Annotated in this window: 18 protein-coding genes; all 18 read right to left on the reverse strand. The window is 60.1% G+C overall.

The features are described 5' to 3' along the window. Positions 1 to 3 precede the first annotated feature (3 nt). The 18 genes from ESZ53_RS05120 to ESZ53_RS05205 all read right to left on the reverse strand — a co-directional run bounded on the left by ESZ53_RS05120 (position 4) and on the right by ESZ53_RS05205 (position 16,698). Positions 4 to 1,035 (reverse strand): NAD(P)H-dependent glycerol-3-phosphate dehydrogenase, encoded by a 1,032-nt coding sequence (locus tag ESZ53_RS05120; RefSeq protein WP_246837392.1) that lies wholly within the window; start codon positions 1,033 to 1,035, stop codon positions 4 to 6. 1 nt (position 1,036) lies between these two features. Continuing rightward, the gene (locus ESZ53_RS05125) at positions 1,037 to 1,807 is read right to left on the reverse strand and encodes a 1-acyl-sn-glycerol-3-phosphate acyltransferase (RefSeq protein WP_129071838.1); all 771 of its coding nucleotides are present in this window, start codon (positions 1,805 to 1,807) and stop codon (positions 1,037 to 1,039) included. Positions 1,808 to 1,813: 6 nt separating this feature from the next. Continuing rightward, on the reverse strand, positions 1,814 to 3,181 hold the full coding sequence (murA, locus tag ESZ53_RS05130) for a UDP-N-acetylglucosamine 1-carboxyvinyltransferase (protein ID WP_129071839.1): 1,368 nt from the start codon (positions 3,179 to 3,181) through the stop codon (positions 1,814 to 1,816). A gap of 8 nt (positions 3,182 to 3,189) precedes the next feature. Further along, positions 3,190 to 3,786 carry a 3-isopropylmalate dehydratase small subunit gene (gene leuD, locus ESZ53_RS05135; RefSeq protein WP_129071840.1) on the reverse strand — a complete coding sequence of 199 codons (597 nt, stop codon included), beginning with the start codon at positions 3,784 to 3,786 and terminating at the stop codon, positions 3,190 to 3,192. Continuing rightward, positions 3,786 to 5,246 carry a 3-isopropylmalate dehydratase large subunit gene (gene leuC, locus ESZ53_RS05140; RefSeq protein ID WP_129071841.1) on the reverse strand — a complete coding sequence of 487 codons (1,461 nt, stop codon included), beginning with the start codon at positions 5,244 to 5,246 and terminating at the stop codon, positions 3,786 to 3,788. Before leuC ends, leuD begins: the two co-directional genes overlap by 1 nt. A 145-nt stretch (positions 5,247 to 5,391) precedes the next feature. Then, entirely contained in the window at positions 5,392 to 6,165 is a 774-nt protein-coding gene (locus ESZ53_RS05145) for an FHA domain-containing protein (RefSeq protein WP_129071842.1), read from the reverse strand. An 85-nt stretch (positions 6,166 to 6,250) separates the two neighbouring features. Then, complete coding sequence (locus tag ESZ53_RS05150) at positions 6,251 to 6,883, reverse strand: hypothetical protein (protein WP_129071843.1); 633 nt, start codon at positions 6,881 to 6,883, stop codon at positions 6,251 to 6,253. Further along, on the reverse strand, positions 6,876 to 7,361 hold the full coding sequence (locus tag ESZ53_RS05155) for a hypothetical protein (RefSeq protein ID WP_129071844.1): 486 nt from the start codon (positions 7,359 to 7,361) through the stop codon (positions 6,876 to 6,878). Before ESZ53_RS05155 ends, ESZ53_RS05150 begins: the two co-directional genes overlap by 8 nt. 38 nt (positions 7,362 to 7,399) lie before the next feature. Beyond that, positions 7,400 to 9,028, reverse strand: a complete 1,629-nt coding sequence (locus ESZ53_RS05160) for a hypothetical protein (RefSeq protein WP_129071845.1) — start codon at positions 9,026 to 9,028, stop codon at positions 7,400 to 7,402. Further along, complete coding sequence (locus ESZ53_RS05165) at positions 9,028 to 9,414, reverse strand: hypothetical protein (RefSeq protein WP_129071846.1); 387 nt, start codon at positions 9,412 to 9,414, stop codon at positions 9,028 to 9,030. The genes ESZ53_RS05160 and ESZ53_RS05165 overlap by 1 nt, the downstream gene beginning before the upstream one ends. Before the next feature lie 154 nt (positions 9,415 to 9,568). Further along, complete coding sequence (locus tag ESZ53_RS05170) at positions 9,569 to 9,865, reverse strand: WXG100 family type VII secretion target (RefSeq protein ID WP_129071847.1); 297 nt, start codon at positions 9,863 to 9,865, stop codon at positions 9,569 to 9,571. Between the two features lie 105 nt (positions 9,866 to 9,970). Continuing rightward, on the reverse strand, positions 9,971 to 10,543 hold the full coding sequence (locus ESZ53_RS05175; RefSeq protein ID WP_129071848.1) for a hypothetical protein: 573 nt from the start codon (positions 10,541 to 10,543) through the stop codon (positions 9,971 to 9,973). Continuing rightward, positions 10,540 to 11,211, reverse strand: a complete 672-nt coding sequence (locus ESZ53_RS05180; RefSeq protein ID WP_129071849.1) for a hypothetical protein — start codon at positions 11,209 to 11,211, stop codon at positions 10,540 to 10,542. The genes ESZ53_RS05175 and ESZ53_RS05180 overlap by 4 nt, the downstream gene beginning before the upstream one ends. A 934-nt stretch (positions 11,212 to 12,145) precedes the next feature. Next, a complete protein-coding gene (locus tag ESZ53_RS05185; protein ID WP_129071850.1) occupies positions 12,146 to 12,913 on the reverse strand; it encodes a hypothetical protein in 768 nt (255 codons plus the stop codon). Between the two features lie 369 nt (positions 12,914 to 13,282). Next, positions 13,283 to 13,945, reverse strand: coding sequence for a hypothetical protein (locus ESZ53_RS05190; RefSeq protein WP_129071851.1), 663 nt, complete (start codon positions 13,943 to 13,945; stop codon positions 13,283 to 13,285). Between the two features lie 274 nt (positions 13,946 to 14,219). After that, entirely contained in the window at positions 14,220 to 15,035 is an 816-nt protein-coding gene (locus ESZ53_RS05195) for a hypothetical protein (protein ID WP_129071852.1), read from the reverse strand. Positions 15,036 to 15,097: 62 nt separating this feature from the next. Then, the gene (locus ESZ53_RS05200; protein WP_129071853.1) at positions 15,098 to 16,357 is read right to left on the reverse strand and encodes a hypothetical protein; all 1,260 of its coding nucleotides are present in this window, start codon (positions 16,355 to 16,357) and stop codon (positions 15,098 to 15,100) included. Continuing rightward, entirely contained in the window at positions 16,357 to 16,698 is a 342-nt protein-coding gene (locus tag ESZ53_RS05205; RefSeq protein ID WP_129071854.1) for a hypothetical protein, read from the reverse strand. Before ESZ53_RS05205 ends, ESZ53_RS05200 begins: the two co-directional genes overlap by 1 nt. Positions 16,699 to 16,735 lie beyond the last annotated feature (37 nt).

Here is a 16,735-nt window from a genome sequence, read left to right on the forward strand (position 1 = left end):
TATTTACTCCCCTTGAGGAAGATCGTCAGTGGTGAGATGCGGCGCAATATCGCGCGGGGCGAGCGTGCCTGCCAGAACTTCGGCGACCTGGCTCGCAATCGGCATATCCACGCCCTTCGAGAGCGCAAGTTCAAGAATCGGCGCCACGGACGATAGGCCCTCAGCGGTCTGGTTCATCTGCTTGATGACTTCAGAGAAGCTGTAGCCCTGGCCCAGAAGGCGACCGGCGGTGTTATTGCGCGAGAGCGATGACTCGCAGGTTGCGATGAGGTCACCGAGACCGGCGAGACCGGCGAGTGTTTCTGCGCGGGCACCGAAAGCGACCGAGAAGTCGGTCATTTCGGCAAGGCCACGCGTGATGATTGACGCCTTGGTGTTCTCGCCGTACCCCACACCATCCACAATTCCAATTGCGACAGCGATGAGGTTCTTGAGCACTCCGCCGAACTCGGTACCGATGACGTCGGTGTTCACGAACGAGCGGAAGTAACGGTTGCGCGCGGTTACCGCGACGGCGGTGGCTGTTTCGAGGCTGGCACTGCTCATGACGGCAGCGGTCGGCTGCTCTTTGGCGATTTCGAGCGCCAAGTTGGGGCCGGATGCCACGGCCACCCTGCTGGGGTCGATGCCCAGCTCTTGCAGAATCACTTCACTCATGCGCGCTCCGGTGCCCTTTTCAACACCCTTCATGAGCGAAACGATGATCGCGTTCTCGGGGATCAGTTCGCGCACGATGCGAAGGTTCTCGCGGAGGGACTGCGCGGGCACGGAAAGGTACACCTGCTCCGCGCCATCCAGAACTTCAGGCAGCTTGTCGCTCGCCCAGAGCGAGCGTGGCAGGTTGATGCCGGGGAGGTAGTCACTGTTGCGCTTGGACTGGGAGATCTCGCGAGCAAGCTCCGGGCGCCGCGCCCAGAGCGCTACGTCGTTGCCGCCGTCAGCCAGAATCTTAGAGAATGTCGTTCCCCAGGATCCGGCGCCAAGAACGGCGACGCGGCGAGGGGTTTCGGGCGTTTCAGCGTTGTCGTTAATCACGTTATTTGCCCTCGAATCGGCCGGTCTCGCTTTGACCATGCTCGGCGGGGTTGTAGCGCACCGCGGGGGCGCTCTCTTGGCGCAATTCTTCCAGCAGCGTCGTGATGGCAGTCATGAGTTTCTCCGTTGCTTCGGCGAGCACACGCGAATCCACATGCTTGCCCTCGTATTCCGAGAGATCGATGGGTTCACCAAATCGAATGTGAATTGTCTTACGGGGAAAAACACTAATACGTTTTGAGTATCGCGGCAGGATTTCGTGCGCGCCCCAACTGGCAGTCGGGATGAGCGGTATACCCGCTTCGAGCGCCGTTCGCACTGCGCCGTACTTGCCACGCATCGGCCACATGTTGGGTTCGCGCGTCAACGAACCTTCCGGATAAATGACCACGGCAAGGCCCTGGTCAGCGATCTGCCGGGCCGCTTTCATCGGGTCGGCACTCTGGCGCCCTCGAGACACGCGTTCGACAGGAACCTGCCCAGATTGCCTCAGCAGCCATCCCACGACGGGCACCTTAAACAACGAGGCCTTGGCCATGTAGCGCGGCATGCGCCCCAGTTTCCACATCCCCACACCGATCACGACGGGGTCGATATTGCTGTAGTGGTTCGGCGACATCACGAAGGCACCCTCGGCAGGAACGTGGTGTGAGTCGTGCAGAGTGAACTTCGCCAACACCGTCATGGTGGGCAGCAACAGAAAAGCGAGCACGCGAAAAGCGGCCGTTTTCTCGGACTTTCGTCGCTTCGGTTGCGGTGAGCTCGAGGTCACCGGCGGCTATCCCTCGTAGACGAAGTCAGCGCCCAGCGATTCGAGCTTGTCGATGAAGTGTTCGTACCCACGCGCAATGATGCCGATGTTGCTCACGGTCGATTGCCCGTCAGCAGTCAGCGCCGCAATGAGGTGGCTGAAGCCACCACGCAGGTCAGGAATCTCGACGTCTGCTCCGTGCAGCGGCGTCGGCCCAATAATGACGGCGGCCTGCTCCAGCGGACGACGAGGCACGCGACGGCTGACCGACTCGATTCCCTCTTCGAAGACCTCGATGTTGGCGCCCATCTCGATTAGCGCCGATGTGAAGCCCAAACGGTTTTCGTACACGGTCTCGTGAACGACTGAACGGCCTTCAGCCTGGGTGAGCGCCACGATAAGCGGCTGCTGCCAGTCGGTCATGAAGCCGGGGTGAACGTCAGTCTCGATAACAACCGGCTTGAGCGGCCCGCCCGGGTGCCAGAAACGGATGCCGTCTTCAGCGATGTCGAAAGCGCCACCAACCTTGCGGAAGATGTTCAAAAAGGTCATGAGCTCTTGCTGCAAAGCACCCTCGACGAAGATGTCTCCGCCCGTTGCCAGTGCGGCGGATGCCCAGCTGGCGGCCTCGTTGCGGTCGAACAGCGCGCGGTGGTTGTAGCCGCTGAGCTTCTCTACACCCTCAATGAAGATGACGCGGTTGGGCTCAACATTGATAATGGCGCCCATCTTTTGCAAGATGGCGATGAGATCCATGATCTCGGGCTCGATTGCTGCGCCCTTGAGCTCAGTGACGCCCTTGGCCAGCACAGCGGTGAGCAAGACCTGTTCGGTTGCTCCCACGCTCGGGTAGGGCAGATCGATGTTCGCGCCGTGGAGGCCGTCGGGAGCCGTGAGGCGAATGCCCTCATAGCTCTTGTCAACGACAGCGCCGAAGGCACGCAGAGCATCCAAATGGAAGTCAATGGGGCGGTCGCCGATGCGGCAACCACCGAGGTCAGGGATGAGAGCTTCGCCGAGGCGGTGAAGAAGCGGACCGCAGAAGAGGATCGGGATACGGCTAGAACCGGCAAGGGCATCAATCTTGGCGAAGTGTGCCTTGAGTACGTTCTTGGGGTCGAGGGTGAGTTCGCCGTCACTGGTCTCGGTGACCGTAACGCCGTAGGCCTCAAGCATCCCGGTAACGACGCCGACGTCGCTAATGGCCGGAACGTCCCTGAGAACGCTGGGGGTGTCAGCGAGAAGCGCCGCTACCATTGCTTTAGTAGCGAGGTTCTTGGCACCACGAACGTTGATACGTCCGCGAAGCGGCTTGCCGCCGTTGATGACGATCTGGTTGGAATGCAGTCCTGAGCGCTTGGCTGCCGCGGTCGCGTCTTGTGCCAATGGATTCATCGTTACCTCTACTTCGCTGGCAAAGTCTTAGGTCGCCATGATTCGCGGCGGCTTTCGAACTCCGTGATGTCTGTTTCGTTTCTCAGGGTGAGGCCGATGTCATCGAGGCCTTCGAGCAAACGCCATCTAGTGTAATCGTCAATCTCGAAAGAGAACTGTGCAGATCCTGCACTCACGGTGCGTGATTCAAGGTCGACGCTCACTTCGAGTTCAGAGTCGGCCTCGACGAGGGCCCACAAAGTCTCGATGTCCGCCTCAGTCAATTGCGCTGCCAAAAGACCCTGCTTGCCCGAGTTACCGCGGAAAATGTCTCCGAATCGCGAACTGAGCACGGCTTGGAAGCCGAAGTCGCGAAGAGCCCAGACGGCGTGCTCACGGCTGGAGCCAGTACCGAAGTCTGAACCTGCGATGAGAATTTTGCCGTGGCTGTAAGGCTCACGGTTAAGGATGAAGTCAGGGTCTTGGCGCCAGCCGAAGAAGAGGGCGTCTTCGAAGCCAGTCTTCGTCACTCGCTTGAGAAACTCAGCTGGGATGATCTGGTCGGTGTCAACGTTGCTGCGCTTGAGCGGAACGGCGACTCCGCTGATGGTCGTGATCTTGTCCATTAGCGGGACTCCTCAGCGGTCGTAGCGGCGAGCGCCAGTTGTTCGGGCAGCGGGCTGTTCTCGAGATCCCACGGGCTTGAGAGCGTTCCGCGGATCGCGGTGGCCGCGGCAACGAGCGGCGACACCAGATGGGTGCGCCCACCCTTACCTTGGCGACCTTCGAAGTTGCGGTTACTGGTGGAGGCGCAACGCTCCCCCGGAGCCAGCTGGTCAGGGTTCATACCCAGGCACATCGAGCAACCAGCGAAACGCCATTCGGCGCCGAACTCTTCGACAATCTTGTCGAGGCCTTCCGCTTCTGCTTCGAGACGAACACGGGCAGAGCCGGGCACAACCATGACGCGCACGTGGTCGGCCTTCTTGCGGCCCTGAATGATCGAGGTGAAAGCCCGGAGGTCTTCGATGCGGCTGTTGGTGCACGATCCCATGAAGACGGCATCCACGCGGATGTCCTTCATGGGCATACCGGCATCGAGCGCCATGTATTCGAGCGCGCGCTCGGCCGAGGCCCGCTCGTTGGGGTCGGCGATGTCGCCGGGAACCGGAACGTTGTCGCTGAGCGACACTCCCTGGCCGGGGTTGGTCCCCCAAGTCACGAAGGGCTCCAAGGTATTGGCGTCGAGGAAGACTTCGGCGTCGAAGACGGCGTCATCGTCGGTCGCTAGGGTGTCCCAATATTCGACGGCGGCATCCCAGTCGGCACCTTCTGGTGCGTGCGGGCGGCCCTTGAGGTAGTCGTACGTGATCTGGTCGGGCGCGATCATGCCGGCGCGAGCGCCCGCTTCGATCGACATGTTGCAGATCGTCATGCGGCCCTCCATAGAGAGGGAGCGGATGGCGCTGCCGCGGAATTCGAGAACGTAACCTTGCCCACCGCCGGTTCCGATCTGCGCAATGACGGCGAGGATGATGTCCTTGGCAGTGACCCCGGGGCGCAGCTCACCCTCAACGGTGATTGCCATCGTCTTGAAGGCTTTCAGCGGAAGAGTTTGAGTGGCGAGAACGTGCTCGACTTCACTCGTGCCGATGCCGAACGCCATGGCGCCGAAGGCTCCGTGCGTGCTGGTGTGCGAGTCGCCGCAGACAACAGTGATGCCGGGCATGGTCAGGCCGAGCTGCGGTCCGACAACGTGAACGATGCCCTGCTCGATGTCGCCGAGCGAGTGCAGCCGCACTCCGAACTCTTTAGCGTTGTTGCGCAGAGTCTGAATCTGCGTGCGGCTCGTGAGGTCAGCGATCGGCTTGTGGATCGCGAGAGTCGGCGTGTTGTGGTCTTCGGTGGCGATCGTGAGGTCGGGGCGGCGAACCGGGCGGCCGGCCATCCGAAGTCCGTCGAATGCTTGAGGGCTCGTGACTTCGTGCACAAGGTGAAGGTCGATGTAGATAAGGTCGGGCGTGCCGTCGGCACCCTTGACGACCAGATGGTCATCCCACACTTTCTCTGCCAGGGTCTTGCCCATAGAGCACCTCTTTCGAATCAACGATCGCACCGCAAAAAACGCGGCTCAATCTCTCTAGTCTATGCCGCGCAGCCCTGTCGGTTTTGATCGCTAAAGTGCGCGCTGCGGAGAGCGGTGATGGCGTGCGTGTTCGCCGTTCGCGCGCTTAGCTGCGCTCGACAACGATCACGAATTGGCCTAGCCGGATCTGCCCACTTTTCGTCAGAGGGTGCACCGTACCGGGATGCACTTCTCGCTCAATTTCGCCTGGCGCAGTCACGTGCACGCCATTCGTGGAATGTAAATCGTGCACGCGCAGGTCGCCCGCAGCAGTCAGCTGGAGCGCCGCGTGTGTCTTGGAAACAGACTTGCTGGGGTCAGCGACTGGCAGCAGTCGGGCATCCGGCCACTGGGGGTTGGCCGCTGGGCCCCGCCCTAGAAGTGTGGTGCGATCAAGCACGACCGTCGAGCCGTCGGCGAACGTCAGTTGCCACCTCGGGGATGCGGGCACCCTGCTGTCCGCGCGGGCGAAGTGAGTTTCTTCGTCGATCGCATCGTCGGCTTCGATCGTCGGCGTAGGCGGCGCTGGTGCTGGTGCTGGTGCTGGTGCGATAGCGTCTTCGAGGCGAGGCGGCGCGTAGTGCTGTTCAACCGGTGGAGCGGGAGCAGCAGACAGTGCGCTGGATTTTTCGTCGACCGGCATCCCCGGTGCTGTGACGGGGAAAAAAACGGGGATCTCTGCCGCGTGCGCGGGGGCTGGGGCGGCAGCCGTCTCCCTGCGTTGCGGAATGCGGAAGGTTCCAGAGTCCACGAGGCCCGGAGGAAGATCTATGACGTCGTTTTCCTCGGCAGCCGCTGGGGACGGCGGAACTTGTTCGACTCGCTTCGGGGCCATGCCGGGAGGCGGAACGATGAACTCATTCTCGTCTGCAGCAGTCATCCGCGCGCACCCATCTCTACAAGCCCAGAAAAGCCAACCTTAACTCATGTGGGTTATGGATGTCAGCTACCGGCTGATCTTCAGATCACTCCCAATGGGAGGCCCGCACAATGGAGTCGAAGAAGTTGAGCATGATCTGTTCAAGGTCGACGAATACGGTAGAGAAGACGACGAGAATAACGCGCTTCGTCTCAGGAATCGTCAGCCAATACTGGGCCACGAGCGTCGGAAGAGCGTCGCCAGCGTCTTCTTCGACTGCGGCGGCGACCTGTCGAAGGTGGTGCGTACGGAGCACCTCTGAGTCTGTCGTTGCGAAACGCGCCACCGTCTCGGGGTGCAGGTCGGGCATTGCCGCGAGCCCTGATTGCAGCACGCGCATCACTTCGGCCGGTGCAGTTCCGACGGCGGGTGTCATGCCGAGCGGCGGAAGGTACACCGTGAACGATGCCGAGAACGGCACGCCTTCGATCACATCGAGTGCAACCGTCATCGACTGGCCGTCGCCCTCAATCGCGGCCGCGAGACCATCGAAGAGCTGACGCCGCATGCTGTCTCTCAACTGCGCGTGTTCGTCTGCTCTCCCTACTCGCGCGTCGATGAGCCGTCGGATGGATGCCCGTGCCGACACTTCATCGTGCAGCGGCACTTGCCGCCACTCCCCCGGCAGGGCGAACTTCAACTCGGGTAAAGGCGTGTGGGGCAGCTGACGATCAACCATCGTTGGGTCCCGTCCATTCGCCGTAGCGGGCTTCCAGCGTGGACGCCGGAGCGATCAGGCTCCTGAATGTGTCTTTGGCGCCGAGCAGGCCGAGTTCGTCGATCGCGGGACCCAAGTCGAAGCCGTCCTCCGTTAGCGTTGATGCGTCCGGCGGCATCGGGCCCTCCACAACGGACAGCGAGATATGGGCTGGGCTGAAGGACAACGATTGCCACACTGCCTTGAGCGCTTCATCCACCACTAGAGGTAACTCGTCTTCGGGCAACTCTGAAACATAAATTTTGACCGAGTACGCCTGCCGAGGACCGTCGTAGTAGGCCCCGCCGTGCACTCCCGTTATTGTCGGCACCGCCTCCATCAGCGCAGTGCGCACGTCATCGTCTTGCTCTTCGTCCGACGGTCCTGTGTAAATCAACCCACAGGCCGTAAGCAGCACTACCGTCAGAATGGTGACGAGAGCGGCAGCGCTCAGGCGCATCCGCCTCGCGATACCACTTGTCCGCTGATGAACCGTCATCACTCCGACCCCTCGTAGATAAAAACGCGCTCGTATTCGGAGAAGAACATTGCCTGTTCTTGTTTCTGAGCCAACACCCGCGGGTCGCTACTGCTGTCGACCATCGCATCGGCCGACCCCGTATAAGCCGAGGAGCTATGCGCAAACACCGGGTTTCCGGTGGCGGGGTCGATGGGAGCATCCGTGCTTACGGTCACCCAATGCGGTCGCTGGGTGCCTCCCGACCAAGGCGAGTCCAGCTTGGGAACAGGATCGCCCTTGTGCTGCACCGATATAACGGAGACGCTCTCGGGAATATCCATCAGGTCGATCGGAGAGCCTGACGTGAAGACGGCTTGAATGCTGAACGGGCTCAACGGGTCTGCTGCCATTTTGCCCGCCAGAATGCCGCCCTGGCTCCACCCGCTGAGCATTACCGGATCGCCCGGAAGCACACCCGCGTCCATCATCGCCTGAGTTACCGCACGCTCGTAGGCCGCTTGCTGGCTCGGAGCGAGCATCAATGAAAGATTCGAATCGAGATCATTCATCGCACCCTGATCACCTTGAGGCTTCCATGCCCCCTCAAAAACGCCATTCGCTTCCTGCCAGTCCTGAGTGCTCGGCAGCAGAACGCGCCACCCGAGACGGTTTCCGTGCTCGTCGAGGACTTCGACAATTTCAACCACGGTTGAGTCAGCTTGGCCTTCGCCATCCAGCTTCGCGTTGCGCGTCATGAGATCTTCATAGTCGCGCGCTGGCTGCTGATCCTGCGGCGGTAGCCGCACCATCGCGGGCGTAGGACGACGCTCCTCGTTGGAGAGGCGGATCGCTAACAATGCAGAGAGTCCGGCTGCGTGAGCCAGTACAACTCCCGGCAGCAGCGCCTGCAACAGCGTCTTTTCGGGTGGAAGGTTGGACATAATCTCCCAGAACAGAGAGACGACGGTATTCACCCAGATCGTGAGCTCGACCACTGCTATGACGAGCGTCTGGAGTGGTTCGAGCACCCCTGATAGAACGTCGGTCAGCCACTGACCGAGAAGGCTCTCGCCTCCTGGGAGCGATTCGACCCACGAGTTCACCTGATCGCGCAGCGTGTCATTCATCGCTTCGAGCGCGGGCTCGATCGCCGCGATCGCTAACCGAGCAGCTTCGTCACGATAGTTAACCGCACGATCGTAGGCTGCGCGAGCATCCGCCACGCCCGCGTCCAGCTCGTCCACGTGGCTCTGAGCCTGACGTAACTGCGCCGAGACCTGCTCGAACTCCGTGCCCGTTTGAGGTCCGTAGAGTCGATTCGAAAGATCTGAGCGAAGATTTTCGTAATACGGGAGTTCAGCCGCGGCAGCGTCGGCCCGCTCAATGGCACTGCTAGCGGCATCGTGCGCATCGCGAAGGCTTACCGCGTAAACCGAGATCGCCTGCGCGGTCGCACCGTAACGCGGCTGAGCTCTGGCAAGCCGCGCTGCTGCGCTCGACGAACGTTCGGACAGTGCCGTCACGGCCTCGCCGGCGCCAGCAACATCCGAAGCGAAGGTGTTGAGCCGCAGGGTGGTGTCTGTGATCGCGTCGGCGATGGTCAAGTACCGCTTGCCATACGAGGCGAGAGCGGTCGGGTCGCCCGGGAGGGCGAGAAGATCAGACATCAGACCCCTCCATCGCGTGAGGCATTCAGGAGTGGAGGTGCTGGGGTCGGAATCGGCGTGGGCAGCGGCTCTGAACGATAGGCACGCAGCGCCGCCGGCGACCGATACGACTCGACGGTTTCGGACAGCGACTGGTCAAGCTCTTTCATCGTGTCGTGCACGCTGCGAACGGCGTCTGCGATCTGGCTGAGTTCCGTGATGAGTTCTGCGCGGCGCAGGTTCCATTGCGAACCAAAATCTTTTACTGTGCCGGCCAAACCATCATGGCCGCACAGGTCCGCGACCGCTTCGCTGAACGCCTCCGCCAGACCAAACTCTGTCTGTACCGTGGCCATCGTCGACTGCAGTTCGGTCAACTTGGCAAAGTCGATCTCGAGATCCGCCATGGCATTCCATTCCTTTGCAGTCCTTAAGCCAGGTGTTGCTCACACACTCATGCATGCATGCATGCATGCAATCGAACGTCTCAGCAGGAGGCGATAAGAGGGCCGCAACGGAACAACCGTTGCGGCCTCACATCTCAGAGCGCCTCGTGAAGCACTATCCGCGGATTGCGTTTCCCAGCTCGGTGTCGACCTGCGAAAGCTGGTCAGCGGCGGTGGTAAGGAACGTGCTCATGCCGTCTAGACCAGTGACAGCCTGAGTGGTGCCCTGCGTAAAGGTTTCGTACGAGACTTGAAATGCTCCTGAAGCGGAGTCAGTGACGAAGCCACTCTCTACGAGACCGTTGACGAGAGTCTGAAGCTCAGTGAGTTTCGTGATCAGCTCGTCTTTGCCGGAGATCAAACGACCCGCAGCATCCGTCATTTCTGAATAAGTTACGTTCATGTTCGCCATAGCTACTCCTCAGTTCACGTGCGTGGTGGGCCGGTTGACCTCAACCCCATTTAGACAGTACTGACTGCCTCCGAAATTGCACATGGGTAGAACTCCCCACCGTGACTATTCTTCAGAAACAGTAGCAGCGAGCTCGGAGAAATTCTCGCGAAAACGTTCGAATCCGACCAAGTCTGTCGTCGCATTTCGCAGCACAAAGAACCCGCCATCGACTTCGAACGCGTACGTAGCCCGCAATGTGATGATGTGAGAGGCTTCCTCGTCGAACGGCGCGTGACGCACGCCGAGCACACCCCGCAGTCCCGAGGTCGTCACAATCTCGGTGAGCGTGGGTTCGCGAATGGCATCGGGGTCGCGGCTTCCCGCTATCTCCTCAACAGGAGCGTCGCCTACTGCGGACCGTGGGATCATCTCCCCCTCGACGTAGTGCACGGGGCCGTTGAAGGACTCCAAGAAGATGTAGCTGGCTTGCACTCCTCGCTTAGCAGTATCGGTTGCAATCAGAGAAAGCGCGCCGACCAAGGCTTCCGATTCGTCTCGTGAGAGTTTTACTCGCGCGATCTCTACGACCTCATCGACCAAAGCCTGTGCCCACACCTGAGGCGTGCTGTATTCCTCAAGCGGCCCGAAGGGAGGCACGCCGATCCAATCGTCGGGGTATCGGACGAAAACGCTCATTCGGTGGGCTCCTTCGGTGAGAACGAGACACTCGACATCAGAGCGTCACAGAGAAACTCGAGGGCTTCGACGATCTCAGCGGAGTCGGAAGTTCCCGGGACAAAGAGACTCGCAGTGAAGGTTATCCACGGCTGCCCAGGCGCAGTGGGGCTAACAATGTAATTGACTAACCGGGTTGCGGGAGCAGTGAGCTCGCCCGACTCGTCGTATTGCGCGAGGCGATCGGCTACCACGCGTACCGCCAAGACCCCACCTACCGTGACAGCACGGGATCCCGCGGAAGCCGCCGACAGCGACAGCAGCGTGTCGTGCATCGTCGCGCCGGCAGCCGGCTGTTTCGGCAGCGGAGCAACCGCCACAGACGCAGGGATATGGATGCCCGCAGTCTCGCTAATCGGTAACCACACTTCCCACACGCCCGAATCTTGAGACTTTGCCACAAGATTCTGCAGCATCGCCCTCAGTCGCGCACGTGCGAGGTCCCGTTTATCGGGTACGACAGTCTTCATGACGTGAGTCACGATGCTCTTCACCTCGTCAGAGGCGCGCGCATCCATGTGCAGCACGACCCACCCCGGAGGCAGAAGCACTGCGATCCCCGGTGCAACCGATCGAGGCGGAGCGTTCGGGGCGCCTCGATCGTCAGCTGATGGCGTGAGTTCTGTCATCGCGTTACGTTCCATTCCGGAGTGCCACCTAATTTGTGAATTCGAATGCTTATTGTCGCGATCGCCGCAACGGTTCCTGCCGCCAGCGCCACCCACAGGTACTCGAGCACATAAACATCGTTCTTCCGCGAGACCACGCCGAGCGAGCAGCTTACAGAAGTCACGCCTACTACCATCGCGTGCGTGCGAATCCAGAATGGTGAGGTGAAACCTCGGATGAGCGACACGCGACCGCGACCCGGAACAGGCACCCACCACCGTGCTGGCTTCCAACAAATCACCATCGCTATAGCCACGATCAGCGCCCAGGCGACCGCGAACCAGACCGGCAAAGCATTCTCCGAGAGAGTAGAGAGCACGCATGCGCGATCTACTTCGCACCGATCGATCTCTGCGTCGGACCATGTAGCGAGCGGAACTCCGGTGAGCAACACGAAAAACCGCCGCTCGAAGCGACAAGGATCCATCCCACGACAAAAGCGATTCGTTGATCCGCCGAAGTGCGTAATGATTCGTTGCGCTGTGCTGGAATTACGGCATCCGCAGGTGGCCGCGTAACGAGCCCTCCAACGATGATCACGGAGATGAGAAGAAACCACAGCGCCCCTGTCCACACCGGCACGCCGTCACGCGCGATTGTTTCCGCTACACAGCCGAAATCTCCCGCACATTCCGCGATGCGTTTAGCCGGCCACACTTGTGAGGCGTACAAGGCTCGCGCCACGCCCCCGATGCCCACTATTGCGGCCAGAATCGACACGAAAACCAAATACTTCTTGAGAAAACGTAATTCCTTCGGAATTCGTCGTTGAGAAACCCCTCGTGCCCGAGCGTTCACCTTCTGTACCTCCGACCGCGACGAGGCAATGCACCCCGGAACGGCATGTGGAGGCCCGATGCTGCGCCAGTACCATCGCTCACGCTCCCAGTTTTTTCAGCCATCATTGGTCCCGTCTTTCTTTCGAGGATGCAATTCGCGTTGTTTGGCGCGCCATTCGGGGCTAAAAGCTGCTGCAGGGGAACTTGCGGTGAGAAAGAAGGACTCTTTTATATTCAAAGGAACCGTGCCGACCAATTTGCGATGCCGATAGTTTGCGACAACAGCTACCGTCGCCGCGGCAAGGGTCGCCCACAAATACTCTGGCGCATACACATCGTTTCCGCGCTGATGAACTCCCAAGGACAGCGCGGCACAGATGAAAGCAGCTACGACAGCATGCCCGCCGATCCACAGCGGACTCGTGTCAACACGGACCGTAAGCCCACGTCGCGGCTGCGCGTCCGGCATCCACCACCGAGACGGGTGCCAACACACCGCCAACGCCGCCGCAATGACAACGATCCAGGCAAACGCAATCCACACCGGAAGCACGTTTTCAGGGATGGCCGAGACGACGCAGAGCCGGTCGTCTGAGCACTGCGAGATTCGGTTCTTCGACCAGGTCGCAAGGGCAACACCTCCAGCACCCAAGGGGACGAGCACAAGAGTCAACATAAAAACAAGCGACGAGATGAACAATGCCCAGCCCGCAACATGACCGATGCGCTGTCCCTGCGCGGTGCGCTGACCCACCAGACTCTTCTGAATACGAGCCACGGATCCTTGGGGCCCCGGCATTCGTGCGCTCGCCACCACAACCAGTACGAGGAACAGAACCCAGAATCCTCCGAGCCACAACGGCCAGGCCTGGGACAGACTCACTCCCAAGACGCACGCTACTTCGCCTGCGCATTCGGCAAAACCCTCAGTGGGCCAGACCGAGGAGCTGCGGACCACCCCAGCCAGCAAAGCAAGCACTCCTATTGCGGTTGCGGTCCCCGCAACCGCAAGAAATATATTGAGCCCGCGAAGGGCGCCGAGACCACGAGCCTTTTGACCGTTCGCCGGCGGAGCTGGCGTTTTACTACCGGCCATCGTGGCCATGCTTAATCCCGGGGTGCAGCCCGCGCTGCTTCGCGCTCTGAACAAGAGACGACTCCGTCACGCTCGACCACTGAGTTCGGGAGGCTGGCGTGCCCAAGGACTGCACGCCGCTGATGCCCGCTAACGCAAACCGTGTCGTCGAAGCCATCACCATTCCCCCGGCCCCTTCACACCATGGATGCGAAGGTTAACCATCGTCATAGCCACGATCGTGGCGGCTGCTAACACCACCCACACATACTCCAGCGAGTAGACATCGTCGAGGTCCGTGTCTAGCCCGGTGATGGAGAGCAGGGCAACGAGTCCCATGATTATCGCGTAAGTTCGAATCCAGAACGGCGACGTGTACGGCCGCACTTTGGCACGTCGAGCTTCGCTAGTGGGAGGTGACCACCATCGCGCAGGTTTCCAGCAAATCACCATCGCCGCAACAACAATCACAACCCACAAGAAGGCCACCCAGACAGGGAGCGCGTTTTTATCCAAGATCGAGATCACGCAGAGCGGGTCTTCATCGCAGTTGTCGATACGCGCCTGCGGCCACGAGAACAACGCCACAAGAGCCATGATTGGCGGCACGAAGAACAGGGCGAATATGAAAGTGAAGGTTGACACGACAAGCGTCCAACCGACCACGAAAGCAATCTTCTGATCGCGGCTACCTTTCGACGCAACCTTTCGTTTGTGCACCACTTTTAGCCCATCTGCGGGCATCGGCAAACGCCTGCTCACGAGCCCGATCACGATGATGGCGATGAGCCACAACGTACTACCCCAGACCAAGACACCGTCAGTTGCAACTGCCGACACCGCGCAGCCCAAGTCACTTCCGCAGCCTTGAAGCTGCTCGGATGGCCATAGGGAGGCGAGCGCGATTCCCCGCAAGATCGACCACACGGTCGCACTGCTTCCAGCGACAATAATAACCGCCGCGACAGCGTAGAACGTCCTGCGGCTGTTGCGAATACTTCGATCCAAACCTGATCGCCGCGTAGTCAAGAGGGGCCTACCTGCAGGGAACCAATGGGATTTTTCACGCTGCGCATTGCGGGACTCATCGTGGTCCTTCCGCGGACTGGGCGCGTCATGGGGTTTTCCTAGACGGCCACTCCGCAGGCCCCTGAAGCCCACGCAAACCAATGTTGAGCGTGCTGAACGCAATCATCGTCGCGCCCAATACAACGACCCACAAATACTCGAGAGCGGTCACGCTGTTATCGCGCCACACAATTCCGAGACTGCACCGTGCAGCTACGAGAACCAATGCGATGGCGTGGTACCGGATCCAGAACGGTGATGTGTAAGGGAACACCCGAGGTCGCTTTTTACCTCGACCCGGCGCAACCCACCACCGCGCCGGCTTCCAGCAAATTAAGAGCGACGCCAAGATCACCGTCGCCCATGCAAACGCTACCCACACGGGCAATGCGTTGGAGGGCAGCAGGGAGATCGCGCACAACTCATCGGCATTACAGCGACTGATGTCTGCTTGCGACCACGTTGCTGCCGCCACCAGCCCGGCGACAGCAGGGACCAGGAGAAGAAGGGTGGAGAATCCGATGGTGGAAACCATGAGCGTTCGTCCTACAGCAAGCGCTATGCGTTGATCCTCGGGTGTCTTCACGGGTGCGTTGAGCTGCGCCACAGTTTTCTTGGCGCCAGAAGATGCTCCTTTTTTCATCCCCACGACAAGCAAGGCGACGACGCCGAGCAGCCATAAGGCTGCGGTCCAGATCGGTATCGCCTTGGTGCCCACCGTCGCCGCGATGCAGATGAGGCTTTTGTCACAAGCATCAATTAGCGCTGCAGGCCATATCCCTAGACGTACGAATTCGTTGGCAATCCCCCAGACGAAGAGGCTGCCAATGAATACGCCACAGAACGCCAGAAACATCTTCACACGCACGCTAAATCTGCGTTGCTGCGCTAAATGCGAGGGGAGCTTCTTCTTCTTCTTCTTCCCTACCAATTGTCGCCCCACCGCCAGCCCGAGGGCTCGAAAGCTGACTCCACTTGCGGAATCAGGTTTGCGAGCGGCAAGAAAAGATTGTTCACAGCTTCCGTTGCCACAACAACATGTTTGAAATTAGTCGTAGCGATGTGGCTACCCGTGGCGAGTGCTGCGGAAATCATCGGGACGTTCGCCATTGCCTCGAGTTGCACAGCATGCTTGCCTACCATTGCTGTGCGCAAATGTTGAGCGAGAGTTCTTGTCCCGGAGATTGCCTTAGAGCCTTCTGCGAGAACTCGAGCCTCGATAACACCGAGGTCAACTCCTATCCCTTTCGACACGTGGCTCATCTTCAGCGCGAGGCCAACAGTCGACTTCGTGGCAGCGATCGCGGACCTCGCGGCCAGCCCCACGCCAGCAAACGTAACAACTGCCAATACGAGGCTGGCAACGACTTCGACCAGCGACTTCGTTCCGGCCGCGCCTTGAAGCGCAGCATTCGCCACCTCGACGAGGGTCGCAACGGCAACTATCGAAAACAAGACCGCTAGAGCAATCAAGTTAAGTCCGGGGATGAACAACACCACGAGCATCGCTATCGAACCGACTAGTCCTATGACGAGCACCACGTTGTCGATTACCGTCTCGTTCTCCCGGATGAACTGAACGGTGTTATCCCAAAATGTGTCGTTCAGGCCGCTGCTCTCCTCGACGTCATGGATGGAGGATGACGCGGTAGAGGCAGCAGAATCTCGGTGCTCGATCGCGTGTTGAAGTCTCGCAATCGCATCCTCAAGTGCACCATCGTGCAATTGGAGTTCCGCATATACTTCGGTCCGGCGCCGTTCGTAGTACGACTCGAGCTCCGGTGACAAATCGGGCTCACGAAGCCGAGCTTCATAAAACTCAGCGTCTTCCACGGATGCGTTAGTCGCCGATCGCGCAACTACGGCAGCATCCAGAGCATCAACCGACCAGGTTTGGGCCTCGCTCAGCGGTACCGCATAAATACTCAGCGCCGCCGCTACTCCCTCGTACCGCGTCTGAGCTTTATCGAGCCTCGCCGCAACTTCCTCGGCCTGCTCCATGATGGCAGCGACCGCCTCGCTAACGCACTCGTCCGCGCCTGCGATGCCGCGAAGGTTGGTTGCCGCATTCTCGAGGGTGGTAGCGATCGTCGAATAATCCGTCGCGGCCGAACTCACCACTGTTGGATCGCCCGGAACCGGGTCGTGATCGAAGCCGACAGGTGCCCAATCAGACGGCCGCATCACACCATCCCCCGGTTGACCCGAGCCGCACCGCTGCTCGCGGAACTAGGCTGCGGATCGGTAAGAGCATTGCCCAGTTCACAGTCGGCCGATTCAAAGCCATCTGCTACCTCGATCATGTTGTCCCGAATGGTGGCGAGCTGCTCGACCAGCTCACTACGGCGGAAGTCCCAGTTGTTCACAAAACCACGCACCTTATTGGCGAGACCGGCGTGCCCGACGGCCGCGGCGACGTCATCGATGTCTCGTGCCGCACCCTCAAAAGTGTCTCGCACGCGCTCGACCTGAGAGGCGGTCGTCCGAAGCAGATCAGTGTCGACGATGAGCTGGTCGGCTGCCATAATGAGGTCCTTTCGTAAGCGTTACTGTGACAATACT

This window comes from Salinibacterium sp. UTAS2018 (assembly GCF_004118935.1).
Taxonomy (GTDB): Bacteria; Actinomycetota; Actinomycetes; order Actinomycetales; family Microbacteriaceae; genus Rhodoglobus.